Origin of the sequence: Shewanella sp. GD04112, assembly GCF_029835735.1 — a bacterium.
Taxonomy (GTDB): Bacteria; Pseudomonadota; Gammaproteobacteria; order Enterobacterales; family Shewanellaceae; genus Shewanella.
In genome coordinates this window covers 19773-38889 of the sequence record NZ_JAOEAL010000001.1, presented here as the reverse complement: position 1 = coordinate 38889, position 19117 = coordinate 19773, and the positions used below count along the sequence as shown (strand labels likewise).

Below are 19117 nucleotides of genomic sequence, written 5' to 3'. Positions count from 1 at the left end.
TTTCGCAGTGGCATTCAGGTTATAATGCGCGCATCGATATTGTAGACAGCAATGCAGTTAGACCTATGAACTGGCTTAAAAAGATTTTTAGTAAACACACAAGCGTGCCGGATGACAGGGATCCGAATCAGTCAAATGCCTATGATTTAATTGGTGGCGACAAAGTGATCCGCGCGATTGCCAATAGTTTTTATCAGAAAATGGCAAGCTCAGAAGAAACACAAGCCTTATTCGCAATTCACCGTGCGCCGATTGCGGAGTCGGAGCAGAAGCTCTATGAATTTTTAAGTGGCTGGCTCGGCGGTCCGCAGCTGTATCAGCAAAAGTATGGTCATCCCGCATTACGGGCTCGGCATATGCCCTTCGCTGTTGATGAGACAATGCGGGATCAATGGCTATTTTGCATGAAGTTTGCCATTGAAAAACATATAAAAAAGCCAGAGCATCGCGCCGCTATCTATGAGGCGATTTCAACTCTGGCTGATCATATGCGTAATCAATAAAGTACGATTACGCGACTCATGTTAGCGTGCTTATACCCAATCTCGAGGTTTGAGGTAGTTATCGTAAAGGTCTGCCTCAGGGCTACCCGTCTCTGGCGTATAAGCATATTGCCAGCGAACCAATGGCGGCATTGACATCAAAATAGACTCTGTGCGACCACCGGTTTGCAGACCGAACAAGGTACCTCTGTCGTATACCAGATTGAACTCAACATAACGGCCGCGACGATACAACTGGAACTCACGCTCACGCTCGCCATAGGGCGTCTCTTTACGGCGCTCAACAATCGGCGCATAAGCGGTTAAGAAGCCATTCCCCACCGCTTGCATAAAATCGAAACTCTTATCGAAGCCAGCTTGATTCAAGTCATCGAAAAACAATCCGCCCACGCCGCGGGTTTCGTTACGATGTGGCAGGAAGAAATACTCATCACACCACTTCTTATATTTAGGATATACGTCGTCGCCAAAGGGCAGACACAGATTTTTAGCGGTTTGATGCCACTCACGTACGTCTTCCTCGAAAGGATAGTAAGGCGTTAAGTCGAAACCGCCGCCAAACCACCAAACGGGATCCGCGCCGTCTTTATGGGCAATAAAGAAACGCACATTAGCATGGGTAGTTGGAATATAAGGATTTTTAGGATGAATCACTAAAGAGACGCCCATGGCCTCAAAGCTGCGACCGGCCAATTCTGGGCGATGAGCCGTTGCCGATGCGGGCATGGCTGCACCTGTTACATGGGAAAAGTTCACCCCGGCTTGCTCGAATACCGCACCTTGGGTTAAGACACGACTGGTGCCGCCACCGCCTTCGGTGCGCGTCCATGAATCGGCCGCAAAGCTTGCTTGCCCATCCAACTGCTCAAGACCCGCACAAATTCGATTTTGTAGATCGAGTAAAAATGCTTTTACCACTGTCGCATCTGGCACGCTCATCTGCTTTTATCCTTTGCGTTATAAATCAGTTATTGTCCGTTACGTAATATCTTACCGCTGCGGGCATCAATAATGGTGGAGGGTTGACGCTGTTCGCCTAATGCCCCTAACACTAAGGCATCAATCTTACCCTCAAAGGCATTAAGAATTTCATCATCGCTGAGCGCGGGATCTTCACCGGCTAAATTGGCGCTAGTCGAGACCAGCGGTTTACCTAAGGCCTGGCATAAGGCGCGCACACCTTCATGGGCAGAGACGCGCACGGCGATAGAATCAAACTCACCACATAAATAGCGCGAAACATGCGGCTTAATCGGCATTACAAAGGTAAAGGGGCCTGGCCATTTAGAAAAAGCAAACTCGAGTTGCTCGGCGCTCAGCTGTGACTCATCGACATAATCCACTAACTGGGAAAACTCGCTCGCCACTAAGATAAGCCCCTTCTGCCAAGGACGTTGCTTTACCGCGAGTAATTTTTGGATGGCGGTGTCGTTGTCAGGATCGCAGCCTAAACCATAAACGGCTTCAGTGGGATAGGCGATAACGCCACCGTTTAGCACTATGTCTTTAATTTCAGATGGGTGCAGCTGTAACATCTTAATATCACCTTATGAATTGAATCGATTTCTACAAACACGTTTTGGCTTTTTTAGCGCTTGGCCACCCCATCCGTGGTCGATGGGGGATTATACCCAAGGGTGTTTATACGACCAAATCTTTAGAACCAGATCACACTAAAGCGCGCGTTTGTATTTACAGCTTTTTTGCGGACATTCTAAACGCATCCCCGCGGCCCCTTTGCGCTCGACTAAAATACCAAAGCCACAACTCGGGCAAGTTTCAGCAACGGGAGGATAATTCACGATGAATTTGCATTTGGGATAAGCACTACAGGCATAAAAACTCTTACCAAAACGGCTGGTACGATGCTCAAGCTTGCCGGTTTTGCATTCGGGACATGCCACCTCAGGTTTATCACTCTCCTGATCAGGCCTTTCTATGTGGGTACAACTGGGATATTGAGTGCAACCGATAAAGATACCAAAACGCCCCGATTTGACCGCCAGCTCATGCCCGCACTCGGGACACTTGGAACCTTCAATCACTTGGGTTTCAATCGATTCATGCTGCACTAAAGGACGGGTATATTGGCAGGTGGGATAGTTGTTGCAACCAATAAAACTCCCATGTTTGCTATGTTTTACCGACAACTCGCTGCCACACTCTGGGCATAGCTCGTATTCTTTTTCCAGTGCGTGCTCATGGGCACTAAATAGTTGTTCATCGATCTTAGACATAATCATTACCACCAGTCATTGCGTCTAATCCGCAGATAACTCACCACACAGGTATTAACAAGCTTATGGCATCAAAAAAGGAGGGCTAGCCTCCTTTCTCATTATTCATCACATCGCAACGCTTAAGAATGTAGCCGACCTTCTTCAGGCTGCTCAAAAATTAAATCTTCCATTTGCTCATAGGCGGACTCATGGCCGGGCGCATTAAAGAGCACCATCAGAATCACCCACTTAAGATCTTCGAGGATCAAGGCAGGCTCATCGAGCTCCATGACTCTGTCGATCACCATCTCACGGGTTTCAACATTCAGCACTTTCACTTGCTCTAAAAATAGCAGGAATCCACGGCATTCCACGTCCAGCTTTTCCATTTCTTCTTTGGTGTAAATCCGAAATGAATGCTGATCATGATTGCACAGGTAAGGCTTATCCCCTTCCTGCAACTCAGCCAGACGCTCCAACCAAGTTAAGGCTTTCAAAATCTCTGACTGGTGAAAACCAGCACGAGTGAGTTCCTTGGTTAACTCGTCTTCATCCACTAACAGTTCAACTTCACTGTGAACATAGTTTTCAAATAGATACATGAGGATATCAAACATGGCTAGCTCCTCTTTACTCTGACGTAACCACCGGGTACTGCAACAACCCAACCTTGCAACTCAAGTTCAAGCATTTGTTCTAACACCAGATCTATCGTTTTCCCACTATGTTCGACTACAGCATCAATTGTTGTAGTTTCATAACCTACACTAGCTAACAGCGATGAAAATGGCAAATCACAAATCTCACCTTGCTGTATATGGTGGCGAGTGTTGACTTCTTCAAGGTGAAAAGCCGTCAAACTTACCAGCTCTTCCACTATATCGGCCGCACTCTCCACAAGTTTTGCCCCATCCCGTAATAAATCATGGCAGCCTTGATGAAAGCCGCCGAGAATCGAGCCCGGAACCGCAAAGACCTCACGCCCCTGCTCCATGGCCAACCTAGCGGTGATGAGCGAACCACTCTTACGGCAAGCCTCTACCACCAGCGTACCTATAGAAAGACCGCTAATAATGCGGTTTCGTTTCGGGAAATTGCCCGCAAAAGGCCCGATATCCGGCCAAAACTCGCTTATTATACAGCCTTGGTGCTGAATATCCTCATAAAGCTGCTTATGTCGACGCGGATAAATAATATCAATCCCAGTTCCCAGCACCGCAAGCGTTCTTCCTCCATGGTCAACACAGGCTTTATGGGCCGCACCATCTATCCCCATCGCCATGCCACTACAGATATTAAATCCTAGCGCGGACATCTCTCGAGCTAACTGATAAGCAACCTGTAATCCACCGGGAGACGCATTACGGCTCCCCACTATCGCAAGCGATGGGAACAAGAGCGCCTCAACACAGCCTTTGATAAATAAGACGCTTGGAGGATCGGGTAACTGTTTGAGTAATGGAGGATAAAGGGGATCGGTAAAACAAACGAGGTGGTGTAGTTCAGACTGCTGTTGCCATTCGAGGGCGGCATCGACCCTTTGATAATCAATGACTAAGCTATGGAGTAGATTATCAGACAAAGGGAGCGAGTGCCTCTCATGCTCCAATCTTTGCCTGAGGTCGTCCACATCCATGTGTGTTAATAATTGTTGTGTCCGAGCGGGTCCTAGCCCAGATACCGCATTAACAATTAACCAATCGACCAAATGTTCAGGGATTATTCACCTCTAAAGGCTAAGGAGTCTGGCGCAATTAATTTATCGTCGACACGTACAGAACGTTCAGTCGAGACAATCAAACCTAAGCTCGCTTTATCAAACACTTTAAAGACTAAGAGTTTGCCATGGTAAATATCGGGCATCTTGATGGCGCGATCTGACGACAGTGACGCCACCACATTGTCATAGGCGGTGCGCTCGGTAGTAGGTACGGGTTGGCCATCGTTATTAATCACAATTTCTTCGCCATCGCGGTAAATGGAGAACACTTCACCCGGCTCAACACCATCCTGCGTGCCTTTATCTAAGTACACCACATTGAGCTTACCCGCCTCGCGCATTTTCGACTCAATCGCTAGTACGGCCGCCGGCGTCTTAAGCTCGGCAGGTTTTGGCGTAAAATAGGCTGACATCAGGGCTTCGTCTTCCATAGGCAACGCCCTAAAACCCGCCTTGGTTTCACGGTAGTTGCTGAGGATTTTGACCTTAGACACTTTGCCAGATTCAATAACTTGGCCAGTAGACGCCAGAATCGCTTCTTGTCCTAAGGCTTCACCCGTTTGTTTGTTGAAGAAGTCACGACCGCGTTCATACATACCCAGCTTTTGGTTTAAGGGCAGTTCGCTATCGATATAAATCACATCGCCAACCACATGGTGACGTGAAGGACTCTCACCCGCGAGCACCATAGGTTGCTGTGCAAACCAGTCGGCATCGACCACACGGTTTTGCACCAGATAGTTTTGGATTAACGCTAAATCAACCGCAGGCACCGCATTGCTCTTAGCAATCACGCGTCCCTCAGGGGTTTTGCGAATATGGGGTTTTCCCTCGTTAGCGCCATTACGCACTAATCGGGGTTGACCATCGATAAAGACTAAAGTGAGCTGATCGCCAGGATAAATTAAATGAGGGTTAGCAATTTGGGGGTTAACATCCCATAAACGTGGCCACTTCCAAGGGTCATTTAAAAAGGTGGCCGAGATATCCCACAGGGTATCGCCCTTCTTTACCACATATGACTCAGGATGCCCTGCTTTCAGCGTGAGTGTATCAGCGGAAACCAACGTGCAATTAAATGTCATTAACGCAAGTAAAATTAGCCGTTTCATGGTGCGGTCCATGTTGTTTAGCTCTTAAATCGAGCTTTTACTGTTATTGATAGGCACTAAAGATTAAAATTAGCCCATTAGCCTCAGTCAGTATAACCAACTGATTGAGATTTGACAGACTTGTTAAGAGTTTAAGTATGGCACTATTAAAAGTTTTACGCTTTCCCGATGAAAGATTGCGAACTCAAGCGACCCCGGTCACAGAGTTTACTGCTGAGTTGCAAACGCAAATCGATGATATGTTCGAGACCATGTACCAAGAGAAAGGCATTGGTCTGGCAGCAACCCAGGTTGACTATCATAAACAACTGATCGTGATGGATTTACAAGACGAGGTCGATCGTCCTAAAGTCTTTATCAATCCCGAAATTATTGCCAGTAGCGGTGATTTCTGTAACGAAGAGGGTTGTCTGTCAGTCCCAGGTATCTATGCCAAGGTCGACCGCGCCGAGTTTGTTACCGTTAAAGCACTGGATAGACACGGTAATGAATTCACAGTTGAAGCCGATGAGCTTTTTGCTATTTGTATTCAGCATGAAATGGATCACCTGAAAGGTAAGTTATTTGTCGATTACCTGTCGCCATTGAAGCGCCAACGGATCAAACAGAAACTTGAAAAAGCGGCCAGACAGGACGCCAAATAAGCATTAGGATCAGATTTGAAACCACTCAATATCATCTTCGCCGGAACACCGGATTTTGCCGCTCGCCATTTACAGGCGCTGATCAACTCACATCACAATGTGATTGCCGTCTACACTCAGCCGGACAGACCCGCAGGGCGTGGTAAAAAACTCACCGCCAGCCCAGTTAAAGAACTCGCAGTCAGCCACGACATTCCGGTTTATCAGCCAGGTTCACTGCGTAAAGAACCCGCGCAGCAAGAACTTGCCGCCCTCAATGCCGATATTATGGTGGTGGTCGCCTACGGCTTAATCCTGCCTAAAGTAGTGCTCGACACGCCGCGTTTAGGCTGTATCAATGTTCACGGTTCTATTCTGCCACGCTGGCGCGGCGCTGCGCCGATTCAACGCGCGTTGTGGGCAGGCGATAAAGAAACCGGCGTGACTATCATGCAAATGGATGTCGGCCTAGATACCGGCGACATGCTACTGAAAACCTACTTGCCGATTGAAGATGATGATACTTCCGCCACCCTTTACGAGAAGTTAGCTCTTCAAGGGCCAGACGCGCTGCTTCAAGCACTCGAAGGTTTAGCCAACGGCACGCTAACGGCCGAGAAACAAGATGAAGCCTTAGCGAACTACGCCGAAAAACTCAGTAAAGAAGAAGCGAGACTCGATTGGAGCAAATCAGCGACTCAATTGTGGCAAGAAGTCCGCGCCTTCAATCCTTGGCCTGTGAGCTATTTTGAACACCAAGGCAATACCATCAAGGTATGGCAGACCCAAGTCAGCACCAGCAGCAGTAATGCCGCACCCGGCACTATTATCAGCGCCAGTAAAAAAGGCATTGAAGTCGCCACTGGCGATGGAGTGTTAACTCTGCTCAGCATGCAATTACCCGGTAAAAAACCGCTCAGCGTGGCCGACATACTCAATGCCCGCGGCGATTGGTTTACCCCAAACACTCGTCTTAATAACGAGGCGCAATAATGATGAACTTGCGTGCACTGGCGGCCAAAGCCATCTTCGAAGTCTTAGAGAAAGGCGTGTCACTTTCAGTTGCCCTGCCAGAACAGCAAAAGCATCTTGCCAGTGGTAAAGATAAAGCCTTGCTCGCAGAGCTATGCTACGGCGTGATGCGCACCTTGCCGCAGATCGAAAAACGCGTGGCCGAGTGTTTGGCCAAGCCGCTTAAAGGTAAGCAAAGGATCATCCACCAGCTATTAATTGTTGGCTGTTATCAACTTTACTTCACCCGCATTCCAAGCCATGCCGCTATCTCAGAAACCGCCGAGGCCTGCCGTCAGTTAAAATTTGAGGGCATGGTAAAGGTCGTCAATGGCGTGCTGCGTAATATTCAGCGCCAATTAACGCCGCTAAGCACTGAGTCAGAGACCTTAAGCTACAACACGCCGGGCTGGTTAATTAAGCGTTTAAAAGCCGCTTATCCCGATAATTGGCAAGAAATAATCCAGCAAAGCCATGAGCGTCCACCAATGTGGCTACGTAACAATCGCCTCTCCCAGAGCCGCGATGCATATCTTGCCGCCCTGAGTGAGCTAGAGATAGAAGCCAGTGCGGGCCTCAGTGATGATGCCATCTTGCTTGCCCACCCTAAGGATGTGGCGACATTGCCACGCTTCCACGAAGGCGCGGCATCGGTGCAAGATGGCGCCGCCCAATGGGCCGCAACCCTGCTGGCTCCGCAAGCCAATGAACTGGTTCTCGATGCCTGTGCAGCACCGGGCGGTAAGAGTTGCCATCTACTCGAACTTGAACCCAGCATCCAGCTGGTCGCCGTCGATTTCGATGCTAAACGACTGGAACGCGTGCAACAGAACCTTGACCGTTTATCATTAAAAGCGGAAGTTATTCATGGCGATGCGGCCAATATCGACTCATGGTGGCAGGGCGAACAGTTTGATCGTATCTTACTCGACGCGCCTTGCTCGGCGACGGGCGTTATTCGCCGTCATCCCGATATAAAGTGGTTACGCAAAAACCATGACATCGAAGAACTGGCCGAGCTGCAAAGACAAATTCTCGATCACTGCTGGAAGTGGCTCAAACCCGGTGGCACACTCCTGTATGCAACTTGCTCTATTTTGCCGCAGGAAAATCGAGACCAAATTAGTGCATTTTTAGCCAGAACCGCAGATGCTAAGCTAGACACTCTTGCCCAGCAGGCTTCAAGCCAAGATATAGGTTGGCAAATCACGCCGGGACAACACAACATGGACGGGTTTTATTACGCCCGTTTATTGAAAGCGACCCATTAGGAAGTAAGCAAGGCCATGAAAATTATCATATTAGGTGCGGGTCAAGTCGGGGGAACCTTGGCCGAAAATTTGGTGGGTGAAAACAACGATATCACCATAGTCGATAGCGACAAATCCAGATTACGCGCCCTGCAGGATAAATATGACCTTCGCGTCGTGGCGGGCCACGGTGCCCACCCCGATGTACTCAAAGAAGCAGGCGCCGAAGATGCCGACATGCTGATTGCTGTGACCAACAGCGATGAATGCAACATGGTTGCCTGCCAAATGGCCTACAGCCTATTTGGTACACCGACTAAAATCGCCCGTATTCGCTCCGAGCCTTATCTCGCGATGCGCGATAAATTATTTATCGACAGTGAAACCAAAAATAGCGAGGGACGTCCCCGCGGCGGTTTTGTGATCGATGAGCTTATCGCACCTGAACAGTTAGTGACCGCTTACATTCAACGTTTGGTTGAATATCCTGGGGCGCTGCAAGTGCTCGAATTTGCCGAAGGCCGCTTAAGTTTGGTTGCGGTTCGCGCCTATTACGGCGGCCCTTTGGTCGGCAACGCCTTGGCCGCGCTACGCGAACATATGCCGAATATTGATACCCGGGTGGCGGCAATTTTCCGCCAAGGTCGCCCTATCATGCCCCGCGGTACCACGATTATCGAAGCCGATGACGAAGTGTTTTTCGTCGCCGACAGTCGTCATATCCGCGCGGTGATGAGTGAGATGCAAAAGCTAGATAACTCCTATCGCAATATCATGATTGCGGGAGGTGGTAACATCGGCTTAGGCTTGGCTAAACGCCTCGAACGCACCCACTCAGTCAAGCTGATTGAGCATAAGTTCGAACGCGCCGAAACGCTCTCAGAACAGCTTGAAAACACCACAGTTTTTTGTGGTGACGCCTCAGATCAAGAGTTGCTGCTCGAAGAACATATCGACCAAACCGACGTGTTTATTGCCGTCACCAACGACGATGAAGCCAACATCATGTCCGCCCTGCTCGCTAAACGCATGGGAGCGAAAAAGGTGATGGTACTGATCCAGCGCGAAGCCTACGTAGATATTGTGCAGGAAGCCAATATCGATATCGCGATTTCACCCCAGCAGGCGACGATTTCAGCCTTATTGACCCATATCCGCCAAGGCGATATCTGTAACGTGTATTCCTTACGCCGCGGCGCCGCCGAAGCGATTGAAGCTATTGCCCATGGCGACTCCAGCACATCCAAGGTTGTTGGCAAGGCGATTGGCGATATCAAGCTGCCGCCGGGAACCACCATTGGCGCCATAGTACGTAATGAAGAAGTACTGATGGCCCACGACAAGACAGTGATTGAGCAAGGGGACCACGTGATTCTGTTCCTCGTGAACAAAAAGTTTGTCGGCGAAGTCGAGAAACTGTTCCAACCTAGCGCTTTCTTCTTCTAAGTCAACATCTTATGCTGAACTTTAGACCGCTATTGTTTATTTTGGGGCTGTTTCTGTCGATGTTAACAGCCTTTATGTTAGCGCCCCTGCTCCTTGCCGTGTTCAACGGTGAGGAAACCGTGGGCGCTTTCATGCTGTCGGCTTTAGTCACTGGGATTTGCGCCAGCCTCTGTTTGCATAACGGCCAAAGCAAAACCATTAACCTCAATATTCGCGATATGTTTCTGCTCACCAGCCTCACATGGCTGATCGTGAGCCTGTTTGCCGCCATGCCGTTTACCTTGTACCACGGCATTGGCTATACGGACGCCTTCTTCGAGACCATGTCCGGCATTACCACCACAGGTTCAACCGTGCTCTCGGGCTTAGATACTATGGACCACAGTATCTTAATCTGGCGCTCGTTGTTGCAATGGCTAGGCGGTATCGGCTTTATCGTGATGGCGGTAGCGATTCTGCCCTTCTTAAACGTCGGAGGTATGCGGCTGTTCCGCACCGAGTCATCGGATTGGAGCGATAAGGCTGTGCCACGCACCCAAAACATGGCTAAGCATCTCTTTTTTATCTATATCTTGCTGACCGTGATGTGCTGCGTTGCCTACCATCTTGCTGGCATGACTTGGTTTCAAGCCATTAACCACGCGATGACCACGCTGTCGACGGGGGGCTATTCGACCTCTGATAACTCGATGGCGGCGTTTTCAAATTCGGCCCATTGGGTTGGTGTTGTGTTTATGGCGGCGGGTGGCTTACCCCTGCTGATGTTTGTGCAGATGATCCAGCAGCGAGACTTAACTGTTTGGAACGATGCACAAGTTAAAGGTTTCTTGTTTTTCCTCACTTTTGTGTCTTGTTTTATTGGCTTCTGGCTGTGGCAAACGAGGGACATCGCCCTTATCGACGCGCTGCGCCTCTCCAGCTTTAACGTAGTTTCCGTGGTCACCACCACAGGTTATGGTTTAACCGACTACGGCGCCTGGGGCGCGTTTGCTAATATCGCGTTTTTATTCTTAATGTTTGTCGGTAGTTGCTCAGGCTCTACCTCGGGCGGGATAAAAATCTTCCGCTTCCAAATTGCCGGCGCCATTATGCGCGAGCAGTTAAAGCAGCAATGCCATCCCAATGGCATCTTCCGGGAGCGCTATAACAACCGCTTGATCAGTGAAGATATTGTGCGCTCATTGATCACCTTTGTACTGCTGTTTATGTTTGTGATTGTTGGGTTATCTGTGATTCTGGTGCTGACGGGGCTCGACCCCATGACCAGCTTTACCGGCGCTATTACCGCAGTCACCAACGTCGGCCCAGGGCTTGGCCCCATCATTGGCCCAGCGGGTAACTTCTCGACGCTGCCCGATGTAGCTAAATGGGCGCTCTCTTTGGGTATGTTGCTCGGCCGCTTAGAGATTTTAACCGTAGCCGTACTGTTCCATCCCAGCTTTTGGAAATACTAGTCGTATCAATCAAAAACTAAAAATGCGCTCACAGAGCGCATTTTTATTAGGCGGGTTCAGCAACCTCAGCCAAGGTCAGCAAATGGTCGGCATAGACCTTCACATCTTCCCAGTCGGTATAATCGATCACCGCCTTAGGGTCCGTTGGTCCTTTGGTGATTTTCATAATCAGCTGGATCATTAGTCTGTCGTACCAAGGCCACGAGGGGTAATCCACCTTACCGGCGATAATCTTCAAATCGGCGGGAGTCCAAGGTGATAAGGCGATGAATTTTTGCAGGTATTTGTTGTTCTCAGGGATGCGTTTCTCCGGATTACGCGCCACCACGTTGACACAGAAGAAACTGTTTGGCAACGCACTCAAAGCTGGCGCATTCTGCTCAATAAATTGGAATACGCTCTTATCGTAGGTGCCATAGAGCACACAAGCCCCTAGCGCCACCAGCTGATAATCGGGCCAGTTAATTCTGGTGGCCGCCGCACTATTGATATCCACCAAGTCAACCTTGGCACCACGCAGGGTTAATTGCTGCGCAATCGCATTCGCTATCTTGGCCGTATGGCCACCACGGGTAAAATAAAGCACCAGAATGCGTGTCATGGGGTATTCCCGTTCAGTAAAAGTATGTCACCATTGTGGCAATCATTGGTTAAATAAACCCCTGATAGGATCACAAATCAGCGTTGTCTCATATTCTGAAATGCAAAAATTGAGATCTGAATTGCCGAGCAGTATGATTGCGTATAGAAACACCTTCAATTAGAATTATCTAATCAAAAGCGATAAAGTGAGTACCTTATGCAAAATGATATTGATGTAAATGCAATGGTAACGAATGCGGAAAGTGCGGCTAAATGGCTCAAAGCCATAGCGAATCCTTATCGCTTAATGATTTTGTGCCTATTGCTGGATAAAGAGCTGAGTGTAACCGAGCTGAATGAAACTGTGCCCTTAAGCCAATCGGCGCTATCACAGCATTTGGCGGTGTTGAGAGCCGAAGACTTAGTCGATACCCGTAAGAGCTCGCAGATTGTGTATTACAAGCTTAAGAATGAGCAAGTCACCCAAGTGATTTCGATTCTCCACAGCCGTTACTGCGCCGTATAAATCCTGTCATGCAGTAACAATAAAGCCCTAGCTGAGACTAGGGCTTTATCATTTTTACAGCTTGCTAAAGTGTGCCCCAAAGGCTTCGACTTTACTCCAGTCGGTAAACTCGAAGGTGCCCTTCAGATCGGTTGGTCCCTTTGTCATCCACATGATGAAGCGGATCATAGTGCGGTCGAATAAACCGTATTTAGGGTAATCAATCTTGCCCGCAAACACTGCCAATTGCTGGGGTTGCCACAGGGATAATTTGAGGAACTTTTGCATATAAGGATTGGTTTCTGGCGTGTTCTTTAATGGCTTACGCGCCACTACATTCACAGTAAAAAAGCCGTTGATTTTACTGTCCAGCACCGCATGGTTACGATTCACAAACTGGTAGAGATCGGGCCTATGTTTGCCATAGCGAATGCTCGCACCAATCAACACTTTATCGAAATCGGCAAGGCTTAAGGCTTCGGCCTGTTCTAAGGTCACTAAAGACACCTGCTCACCCGCTTGTTCGGCAAGCGTTTTGATTTTGCGGCAGATTTCCAGTGTTTGACCATCGATTGTCGAATAGATGATTAGTGTCTGCATGTTAATCCCTCCAGAAAGTTGGCGTGAACAAAATCAACAAGGTAAAGACTTCGAGGCGACCAAATAACATGGCTACCACCAGCACCCATTTGGCTCCATCACCAATACTGGCGTAGTTACTTGCTACCTCCCCAAGACCCGGACCTAGGTTATTTAAGCAGGCCGCCGTGGCACTAAAGGCGGTAATATCATCCAGCCCCATGGCCATCAGTGCTAACATACACAGCACAAAGACTAAGGCGTAGGCGGAGAAAAATCCCCACACGGCATCGACAACCCGGTCAGGTAACGCCTTGGAGCCGATACGAATCGAGAACATCGCCTTCGGGTGAACGAGACGCTTAAGTTCGCGTGAACCTTGCAACAGCAGCAGGATAACCCGGATCACCTTAATCCCGCCCGCAGTTGAACCACCACACCCACCGATAAAGCTTGAGAAGATCAACAGAATCGGCAGGAACAGCGGCCACATATGGAAGCTTTCGGTACCAAAGCCGGCAGTCGTCGCTACCGAAACAGCTTGGAATAAGGCGTGATCTAAGGTTTCTTCTGGCGAGTCATAAATCCCTGAGTGATAAAGGGTTAAGAAGCAAATCGCCGTTAACACCAGCTGAATCGCCACCAGCATCTTGAACTCGGTATCTCGAAAATAGACTCTAAAATTGATCCCGCGGCGGGAAAATGCCGCAAAGTGCACGCTAAAGTTCACCGCTGAGACAATCAAAAAGAACACACAAATCAGGTTGATCACTGAGCTGTCGAAGTATCCCATACTGGCATCGTGGGTCGAAAAGCCCCCGATGGCGATGGTCGAAAACGAGTGACACACGGCATCGAATACGCTCATCCCCGCCAGCCAATAAGCGCCCGCACAGGCAATGGTTAGCAATAGATAGATGTACCATAACGCCTTAGCCGTTTCGGCAATCCTCGGCGTCATCTTACTGTCCTTCACGGGCCCCGGGATCTCGGCGCGATACAGCTGCATGCCCCCAACCCCAAGCACTGGCAGAATCGCCACGGCTAAAACGATGATCCCCATACCGCCGAGCCATTGCAGCATATGCCGATAAAACAGAATGGCCTTAGGCAAGGAGTCCAGCCCGACAATGACTGTGGCTCCCGTGGTGGTCAGTGCGGAGAAGGATTCGAAAAAACTGTCGGTCCAGCTGAGATCGGGTTGGCTTGAGAAGATAAAAGGTAAGGCACCAATGGAGCCAAGAACGGTCCAGAACAGGACCACAATCAGAAACCCCTCGCGGGTTCGCAATTCCTCTTTGCAGCGACGATTAGGGTACCAGAGCCAAAAACCGATAAATAAGCTGACAAAAAATGCCTGAATAAACGCAGTACCACCGCCATCGTTATACCAAATGGCAATTAAGGCTGGCGGCAGCATAGTGATGGAGAACAGGCCAATTAGCAGACCTATGATTCTTATTATGGTTTTGTATTGCATTCCGCTTGTTCAATTATTCCATTGGCTGCAAAGGTATTTTCAGCATTTTGCATATTTTGGCATAATTTACGCAGGCATCACAGCTCAAACTCTGCGCGCAGGATGCCCTGACTCAAAGTTGCCAACGATTCATTCAATATGCCCTGCTGCTGTTTGCCTATTTCAAAATGGATATCAACGGCTTCGGCAAATTGTTTATCGATGATCACCGCGTCTAACTGCTGCAGTAGATGCTCAACATCCCTTAATTGGGTGTAATCACAATGCAGTTTTGCCGGATAACGTAATTGCTTCACTCGCGTCGGCAATTGCCCTAACCCCTGGCGTAATCCCGAGGTATAGGCACGCACTAAACCGCCCACGCCTAACTTAGTACCACCATAGAAACGCACCACCACGGCACCGACTTCACCAATATTCGCACCTTGCAATACTGCGAGCATTGGACGACCTGCGCTGCCCGCTGGCTCACCATCGTCACTCGAACCGATGGCAATGCTGTCGTTAGGCGCTCCAGCGATAAAGGCATAGCAGTAATGGCTGGCGCCGGGATAATCTCGCTTTATGTCAGTAAGTACTAACTTCAGTTGTTCTAAACTAGCACAATGAAATAGAAAAGAGATAAAGCGGCTATGCTTTATCTCTTCTTCTATCTGCACATTTTCACTCGGTATCAGATAACTTTCGAGCACTCGCTCTCCCTAAACTCACGCTAAGCCCAGTTCGCGGGTCATATTTTCGTTTCTATCTAGATGCACAATCACATTGTCCTCGATACGAATACCGCCGAAAGGTCGCAGCTCATCAACGGTGCGCCAATTAATTTGCTGGCCACGGCTATCTTGTTTTAGCTCATTGAGTAACGTGTCGATAATGTACAAACCTGGCTCCATCGTTAGCACTTGGTTTGGTGCTAAAATGCGGGTGCAACGCAGGAATGGATGGGCCTCAGGGGCCGGAATATGGGTGCCACGTTCATCGAAGGCAAAACCACCCACATCATGCACTTGCAAGCCTAGCATATGGCCGAGTCCGTGGGGGAAGAAGGCGCTGGTAATGCCTTGGTCGACTAAGCCTTGGGCATCGCCCGTGGCTAACTCAAAATCCAACAGCATTTGCGCGACTTTGCCATGGGTCGCCAAGTGTAAATCGGGATAACGCACGCCCGGGCGCATCATATCGATCAGTTCGAGCTGCGCTTTGTTCATGGCAGTGATTAATTCATCGAAGCGATTCTTCTCAAACGCATAGGTACGCGTGATATCCGACGCATAGCCAAAGTAACTGGCACCCGCATCGATTAAAAAAGATAAGCGGCGCGCCGGATTTTGATGCTCAAGCGCGGTGTAATGCAAAATCGCCGCATTTTGGTTTAAAGCAATGATATTACCGTAGGGTACTTCGTTCTCGCCCTGTCCCACGGCAGATAAATACTGCTGCTGAATTTCAAACTCGCTCGCACCGTTATAGAAGGCATTTTTTGCCGCTAAATGCCCTTGCACCGCAATCTGGTTCGCACGGCGCATACATTCGAGTTCATATTCGGTTTTAGTAGTACGGTGGAAATGCAGATAGCTCATCACAGAGTCAGGATTGCGACTAGTGAAACCCAGCACCTCAGCCACATCTAAATGCTCACCCAAATACGCCCAGTTGGCGATATCGCTAGGCAATAGCTCGGCAACTTTATCGGCCTTAGTGAGCAACTTGATCTCAAAATGCTCAGTCCAGAACATCTCCGGAACGTCAGACACTTTATGCCAAAAATCCACTGGGCGATAAAAAATCAGTTGCGGCTTATCGCGACCGTTCACCACTAACCAGCAGTTAGGGTTATCCAACACGGGTAACCAAGCCTTGAAGTGGGGATTGGCTTTAAAAGGGTAATTAATGTCGTCCAAAAACATTCGATGTGGCTGACCCGAGTGGATCACTAAACCTGATAATGCTTCACGCGATACAATTTCAGCGACTCGACGATTAAGCTCGGCGATGTGGGCATGATAGTGATGAGCCAAGTGATCCATGTGTCATATCCTGTAATGAACGATAGTTAATAAAAAAAACGCAAATCTGACAGAGCCATACAGGCTCAGTGTTTTCCTTCGCTAACACCCTGTGATTTCACAGGTTAGCAAATTCTCGATTTAAGCCTATGCTTTTAATTCTAAAAATAAAATTATCCATTTAGCCAGCGAGTAATACCGCTAAAGTACAAATTCCCACCACGTACTCTTTGGCGTAATCTGGCACTTCTACACTTTGTGCAGTGTATCACAAAGCTGAAAATTCACTCTAGCCGACAAGAAATTAAACAGTCGTTTAAATTGGGTGTTGTAATTTATCGAATTTCGAAGCACACTGGCACACAACTGGTCAAATGATGGCCGAAGCTGCTGTGAGATAGAGAGTCGTACTAACACCAACAGATAATGGTGGGTATCACTTTTAAGCCAAAAGGAAGCAAGCAATGATCTACCAAAGTCCTACAATTCAGGTTGAGTTACTCGAGGATAATATTGCCAAGCTGTGCTTTAACGCACCCGGTTCGGTGAACAAATTCGACAGAGAAACACTCGCCTCACTAGATGCCGCATTAGACAGCATTAAACAACAATCAAACATTCAGGCCTTAGTGCTGACCTCAGGTAAAGATACCTTTATCGTGGGTGCCGACATTACTGAATTTTTAGGCTTATTCGCACAGGATGATGCGGTACTGCTCTCTTGGGTTGAACAGGCCAACGCCGTATTCAACAAACTCGAAGATTTACCTTTCCCAACCGCTTCAGCGATTAAAGGTTTCGCCTTAGGCGGCGGTTGTGAAACTATTCTGGCAACGGATTTCCGTATCGCCGACACCACAGCCAAAATCGGTCTACCCGAAACCAAACTAGGTATTATCCCAGGCTTTGGTGGCACAGTGCGTTTACCACGTGTAATTGGTGCTGATAACGCCCTTGAGTGGATCACCACGGGTAAAGATCAACGTCCAGAAGATGCCTTAAAAGTAGGTGCGGTTGACGCCGTTGTTGCGCCAGAGGCTTTAGAAGCCGCTGCCATTCAAATGCTAAAAGATGCAGTTGCAGAAAAGCTTGATTGGCAAGCCCGTCGCCAACGTAAGATGTCACCACTGACCTTACCAAAACTCGAAGCCATGATGTCTTTCACTACGGCTAAAGGCATGGTGTTTGCGGTGGCGGGTAAACACTACCCTGCACCGATGGCGGCTGTCAGCGTAGTCGAACAAGCTGCGACCAAAGGCCGCGCCGACGCACTGCAAATTGAGCATCAAGCATTTATCAAGTTAGCAAAAACCGATGTAGCCAAAGCGTTGATCGGTATCTTCTTGAATGACCAATTAGTAAAAGGCAAGGCTAAGAAAGCGGGCAAGCTCGCTAAAGATGTGAAAAGCGCCGCCGTATTAGGTGCAGGTATCATGGGTGGCGGTATCGCTTACCAAAGCGCCAGCAAAGGCACGCCAATCGTGATGAAGGATATCGCTCAACCAGCATTAGATTTAGGTTTAGGCGAAGCCGCAAAACTGTTATCTGCGCAAGTTGCTCGCGGCCGCTCTACCCCAGAAAAAATGGCTAAAGTGCTGAACAACATCACTCCAGCCCTAGACTATGCTCCAGTTAAACATGCTGACGTGGTTGTCGAAGCCGTCGTTGAGCATCCAAAAGTGAAGGCACAAGTACTGGCGGAAGTTGAGCAATACGTGAGTGAAGATGCGATTATCGCCTCTAACACGTCAACCATTTCAATCAACCTGCTCGCCAAGAGCATGAAGAAACCTGAGCGTTTCTGCGGTATGCACTTCTTTAACCCAGTGCACAAAATGCCATTGGTTGAAGTTATCCGTGGCGAGCACAGCTCGGAAGAAACCATCGCATCTGTTGTTGCCTACGCCAGCAAAATGGGTAAAACCCCAATCGTTGTTAACGATTGCCCGGGGTTCTTCGTTAACCGCGTACTCTTCCCTTACTTTGCTGGATTTAACGGCCTGCTTGCCGAAGGTGGCGACTTTGCCGCTATCGATAAAGTGATGGAAAAACAATTCGGCTGGCCAATGGGCCCAGCTTACCTGCTAGACGTTGTCGGCCTAGATACGGGTCACCACGCGCAAGCGGTAATGGCCGAAGGCTTCCCAGATCGTATGGGAAAATCCGGCAATGACGCGATTGACGTGATGTTCGAGAACAAACGTCTCGGTCAGAAGAATGGTAAAGGCTTCTACGCTTACTCTGTGGATAGCCGCGGTAAGCCAAAGAAAGATGTCGACCCAACCAGCTACGAGCTGCTTAAAGCCGCCTTTGGTGAGCAAAAAGCATTCGATGCGGATGAAATCATCGCCCGCACTATGATCCCAATGATTATCGAAACTGTTCGCTGTTTAGAAGAAGGCATTGTGGCATCACCTGCCGAAGCGGATATGGGCTTGGTCTATGGTTTAGGTTTCCCTCCATTCCGTGGTGGTGTATTCCGTTACTTAGATACTATGGGCGTAGCGAACTTTGTCGCCTTAGCTGACAAATACGCTCACTTAGGTGGTTTGTATCAAGTCACCGACGCCATGCGCGCCCTTGCAGCCAACAACGGTAGCTACTACCAAGCCTAATTAGCGGGAAAG

The 19117-nt window shown here is 48.8% G+C and carries 19 protein-coding genes; 8 read left to right on the top strand and 11 right to left on the bottom strand.

Translation table 11 applies throughout. The annotated features are described in order from the left end of the window. Nucleotides 1–65 precede the first annotated feature (65 nt). On the top strand, nt 66–503 hold the full coding sequence (locus N7386_RS00170) for a group II truncated hemoglobin (protein WP_023266018.1): 438 nt from the start codon (nt 66–68) through the stop codon (nt 501–503). A 30-nt stretch (nt 504–533) separates the two neighbouring features. On the opposite strand, the gene hemF is transcribed toward N7386_RS00170, so the two are convergent. From hemF to N7386_RS00140, 6 genes are all read right to left on the bottom strand, one after another. Continuing rightward, a complete protein-coding gene (gene hemF, locus N7386_RS00165) occupies nt 534–1442 on the bottom strand; it encodes an oxygen-dependent coproporphyrinogen oxidase (RefSeq protein WP_279766705.1) in 909 nt (302 codons plus the stop codon). A gap of 29 nt (nt 1443–1471) precedes the next feature. Then, nucleotides 1472–2038, bottom strand: coding sequence for an L-threonylcarbamoyladenylate synthase (locus tag N7386_RS00160; protein WP_279766704.1), 567 nt, complete (start codon nt 2036–2038; stop codon nt 1472–1474). A gap of 138 nt (nt 2039–2176) precedes the next feature. Then, nucleotides 2177–2740: a type I DNA topoisomerase gene (locus N7386_RS00155; RefSeq protein ID WP_279766703.1), complete on the bottom strand. Its 564-nt coding sequence runs from the start codon at nt 2738–2740 to the stop codon at nt 2177–2179. 122 nt (nt 2741–2862) lie between these two features. Further along, entirely contained in the window at nt 2863–3339 is a 477-nt protein-coding gene (locus tag N7386_RS00150) for a DUF494 family protein (RefSeq protein WP_011620868.1), read from the bottom strand. A gap of 2 nt (nt 3340–3341) precedes the next feature. After that, nucleotides 3342–4358 carry a DNA-processing protein DprA gene (dprA, locus tag N7386_RS00145; RefSeq protein WP_279766702.1) on the bottom strand — a complete coding sequence of 339 codons (1017 nt, stop codon included), beginning with the start codon at nt 4356–4358 and terminating at the stop codon, nt 3342–3344. 83 nt (nt 4359–4441) lie between these two features. Next, nucleotides 4442–5566: a LysM domain-containing protein gene (locus N7386_RS00140; RefSeq protein WP_011624683.1), complete on the bottom strand. Its 1125-nt coding sequence runs from the start codon at nt 5564–5566 to the stop codon at nt 4442–4444. A gap of 125 nt (nt 5567–5691) precedes the next feature. Between N7386_RS00140 and def the strand changes: the two genes are divergently transcribed. The 5 genes from def to N7386_RS00115 are packed head-to-tail and all read left to right on the top strand — an operon-like array spanning nt 5692 to nt 11338. Then, complete coding sequence (gene def, locus N7386_RS00135; protein WP_011620865.1) at nt 5692–6198, top strand: peptide deformylase; 507 nt, start codon at nt 5692–5694, stop codon at nt 6196–6198. A 15-nt stretch (nt 6199–6213) separates the two neighbouring features. After that, a complete protein-coding gene (gene fmt, locus N7386_RS00130) occupies nt 6214–7170 on the top strand; it encodes a methionyl-tRNA formyltransferase (protein WP_279766699.1) in 957 nt (318 codons plus the stop codon). A 2-nt stretch (nt 7171–7172) separates the two neighbouring features. Further along, the gene (rsmB, locus tag N7386_RS00125; RefSeq protein WP_041412890.1) at nt 7173–8459 is read left to right on the top strand and encodes a 16S rRNA (cytosine(967)-C(5))-methyltransferase RsmB; all 1287 of its coding nucleotides are present in this window, start codon (nt 7173–7175) and stop codon (nt 8457–8459) included. Nucleotides 8460–8474: 15 nt separating this feature from the next. Next, nucleotides 8475–9884 carry a Trk system potassium transporter TrkA gene (gene trkA / locus N7386_RS00120; protein WP_011620862.1) on the top strand — a complete coding sequence of 470 codons (1410 nt, stop codon included), beginning with the start codon at nt 8475–8477 and terminating at the stop codon, nt 9882–9884. Between the two features lie 11 nt (nt 9885–9895). Continuing rightward, nucleotides 9896–11338 (top strand): TrkH family potassium uptake protein, encoded by a 1443-nt coding sequence (locus tag N7386_RS00115; protein ID WP_279766698.1) that lies wholly within the window; start codon nt 9896–9898, stop codon nt 11336–11338. 46 nt (nt 11339–11384) lie between these two features. On the opposite strand, the gene hemG (N7386_RS00110) is transcribed toward N7386_RS00115, so the two are convergent. Then, a complete protein-coding gene (gene hemG / locus N7386_RS00110) occupies nt 11385–11939 on the bottom strand; it encodes a menaquinone-dependent protoporphyrinogen IX dehydrogenase (protein WP_088212865.1) in 555 nt (184 codons plus the stop codon). A gap of 198 nt (nt 11940–12137) precedes the next feature. Between hemG (N7386_RS00110) and N7386_RS00105 the strand changes: the two genes are divergently transcribed. After that, nucleotides 12138–12446, top strand: coding sequence for a metalloregulator ArsR/SmtB family transcription factor (locus N7386_RS00105; protein ID WP_023266030.1), 309 nt, complete (start codon nt 12138–12140; stop codon nt 12444–12446). A gap of 54 nt (nt 12447–12500) precedes the next feature. On the opposite strand, the gene hemG (N7386_RS00100) is transcribed toward N7386_RS00105, so the two are convergent. The 4 genes from hemG (N7386_RS00100) to pepQ all read right to left on the bottom strand — a co-directional run bounded on the left by hemG (N7386_RS00100) (nt 12501) and on the right by pepQ (nt 16511). After that, on the bottom strand, nt 12501–13025 hold the full coding sequence (gene hemG, locus N7386_RS00100) for a menaquinone-dependent protoporphyrinogen IX dehydrogenase (RefSeq protein ID WP_279766697.1): 525 nt from the start codon (nt 13023–13025) through the stop codon (nt 12501–12503). A gap of 1 nt (nt 13026) precedes the next feature. Continuing rightward, on the bottom strand, nt 13027–14484 hold the full coding sequence (locus N7386_RS00095) for a TrkH family potassium uptake protein (RefSeq protein WP_011620857.1): 1458 nt from the start codon (nt 14482–14484) through the stop codon (nt 13027–13029). Nucleotides 14485–14561: 77 nt separating this feature from the next. After that, the gene (locus N7386_RS00090; RefSeq protein WP_279766696.1) at nt 14562–15176 is read right to left on the bottom strand and encodes a YigZ family protein; all 615 of its coding nucleotides are present in this window, start codon (nt 15174–15176) and stop codon (nt 14562–14564) included. Nucleotides 15177–15191: 15 nt separating this feature from the next. Further along, the gene (gene pepQ, locus N7386_RS00085; protein ID WP_279766695.1) at nt 15192–16511 is read right to left on the bottom strand and encodes a Xaa-Pro dipeptidase; all 1320 of its coding nucleotides are present in this window, start codon (nt 16509–16511) and stop codon (nt 15192–15194) included. A gap of 443 nt (nt 16512–16954) precedes the next feature. Here pepQ and fadB point away from each other — a divergent pair, with 443 nt between their 5' ends. Next, entirely contained in the window at nt 16955–19105 is a 2151-nt protein-coding gene (gene fadB / locus N7386_RS00080; protein ID WP_279766694.1) for a fatty acid oxidation complex subunit alpha FadB, read from the top strand. Nucleotides 19106–19117 lie beyond the last annotated feature (12 nt).

Coding starts and splice junctions, on each gene's coding strand:
- trkA (WP_011620862.1), top strand. CDS start 8,475: ATGAAAATTATCATATTAGGTGCGGGTCAAGTCGGGGGAACCTTGGCC.
- N7386_RS00095 (WP_011620857.1), bottom strand. CDS start 14,484: ATGCAATACAAAACCATAATAAGAATCATAGGTCTGCTAATTGGCCTG.
- N7386_RS00160 (WP_279766704.1), bottom strand. CDS start 2,038: ATGTTACAGCTGCACCCATCTGAAATTAAAGACATAGTGCTAAACGGT.
- hemG (WP_088212865.1), bottom strand. CDS start 11,939: ATGACACGCATTCTGGTGCTTTATTTTACCCGTGGTGGCCATACGGCC.
- dprA (WP_279766702.1), bottom strand. CDS start 4,358: ATGGATGTGGACGACCTCAGGCAAAGATTGGAGCATGAGAGGCACTCG.
- N7386_RS00155 (WP_279766703.1), bottom strand. CDS start 2,740: ATGTCTAAGATCGATGAACAACTATTTAGTGCCCATGAGCACGCACTG.
- N7386_RS00150 (WP_011620868.1), bottom strand. CDS start 3,339: ATGTTTGATATCCTCATGTATCTATTTGAAAACTATGTTCACAGTGAA.
- N7386_RS00115 (WP_279766698.1), top strand. CDS start 9,896: ATGCTGAACTTTAGACCGCTATTGTTTATTTTGGGGCTGTTTCTGTCG.
- rsmB (WP_041412890.1), top strand. CDS start 7,173: ATGAACTTGCGTGCACTGGCGGCCAAAGCCATCTTCGAAGTCTTAGAG.
- N7386_RS00105 (WP_023266030.1), top strand. CDS start 12,138: ATGCAAAATGATATTGATGTAAATGCAATGGTAACGAATGCGGAAAGT.
- def (WP_011620865.1), top strand. CDS start 5,692: ATGGCACTATTAAAAGTTTTACGCTTTCCCGATGAAAGATTGCGAACT.
- hemF (WP_279766705.1), bottom strand. CDS start 1,442: ATGAGCGTGCCAGATGCGACAGTGGTAAAAGCATTTTTACTCGATCTA.
- N7386_RS00170 (WP_023266018.1), top strand. CDS start 66: ATGAACTGGCTTAAAAAGATTTTTAGTAAACACACAAGCGTGCCGGAT.
- hemG (WP_279766697.1), bottom strand. CDS start 13,025: ATGCAGACACTAATCATCTATTCGACAATCGATGGTCAAACACTGGAA.
- N7386_RS00140 (WP_011624683.1), bottom strand. CDS start 5,566: ATGGACCGCACCATGAAACGGCTAATTTTACTTGCGTTAATGACATTT.
- pepQ (WP_279766695.1), bottom strand. CDS start 16,511: ATGGATCACTTGGCTCATCACTATCATGCCCACATCGCCGAGCTTAAT.
- fadB (WP_279766694.1), top strand. CDS start 16,955: ATGATCTACCAAAGTCCTACAATTCAGGTTGAGTTACTCGAGGATAAT.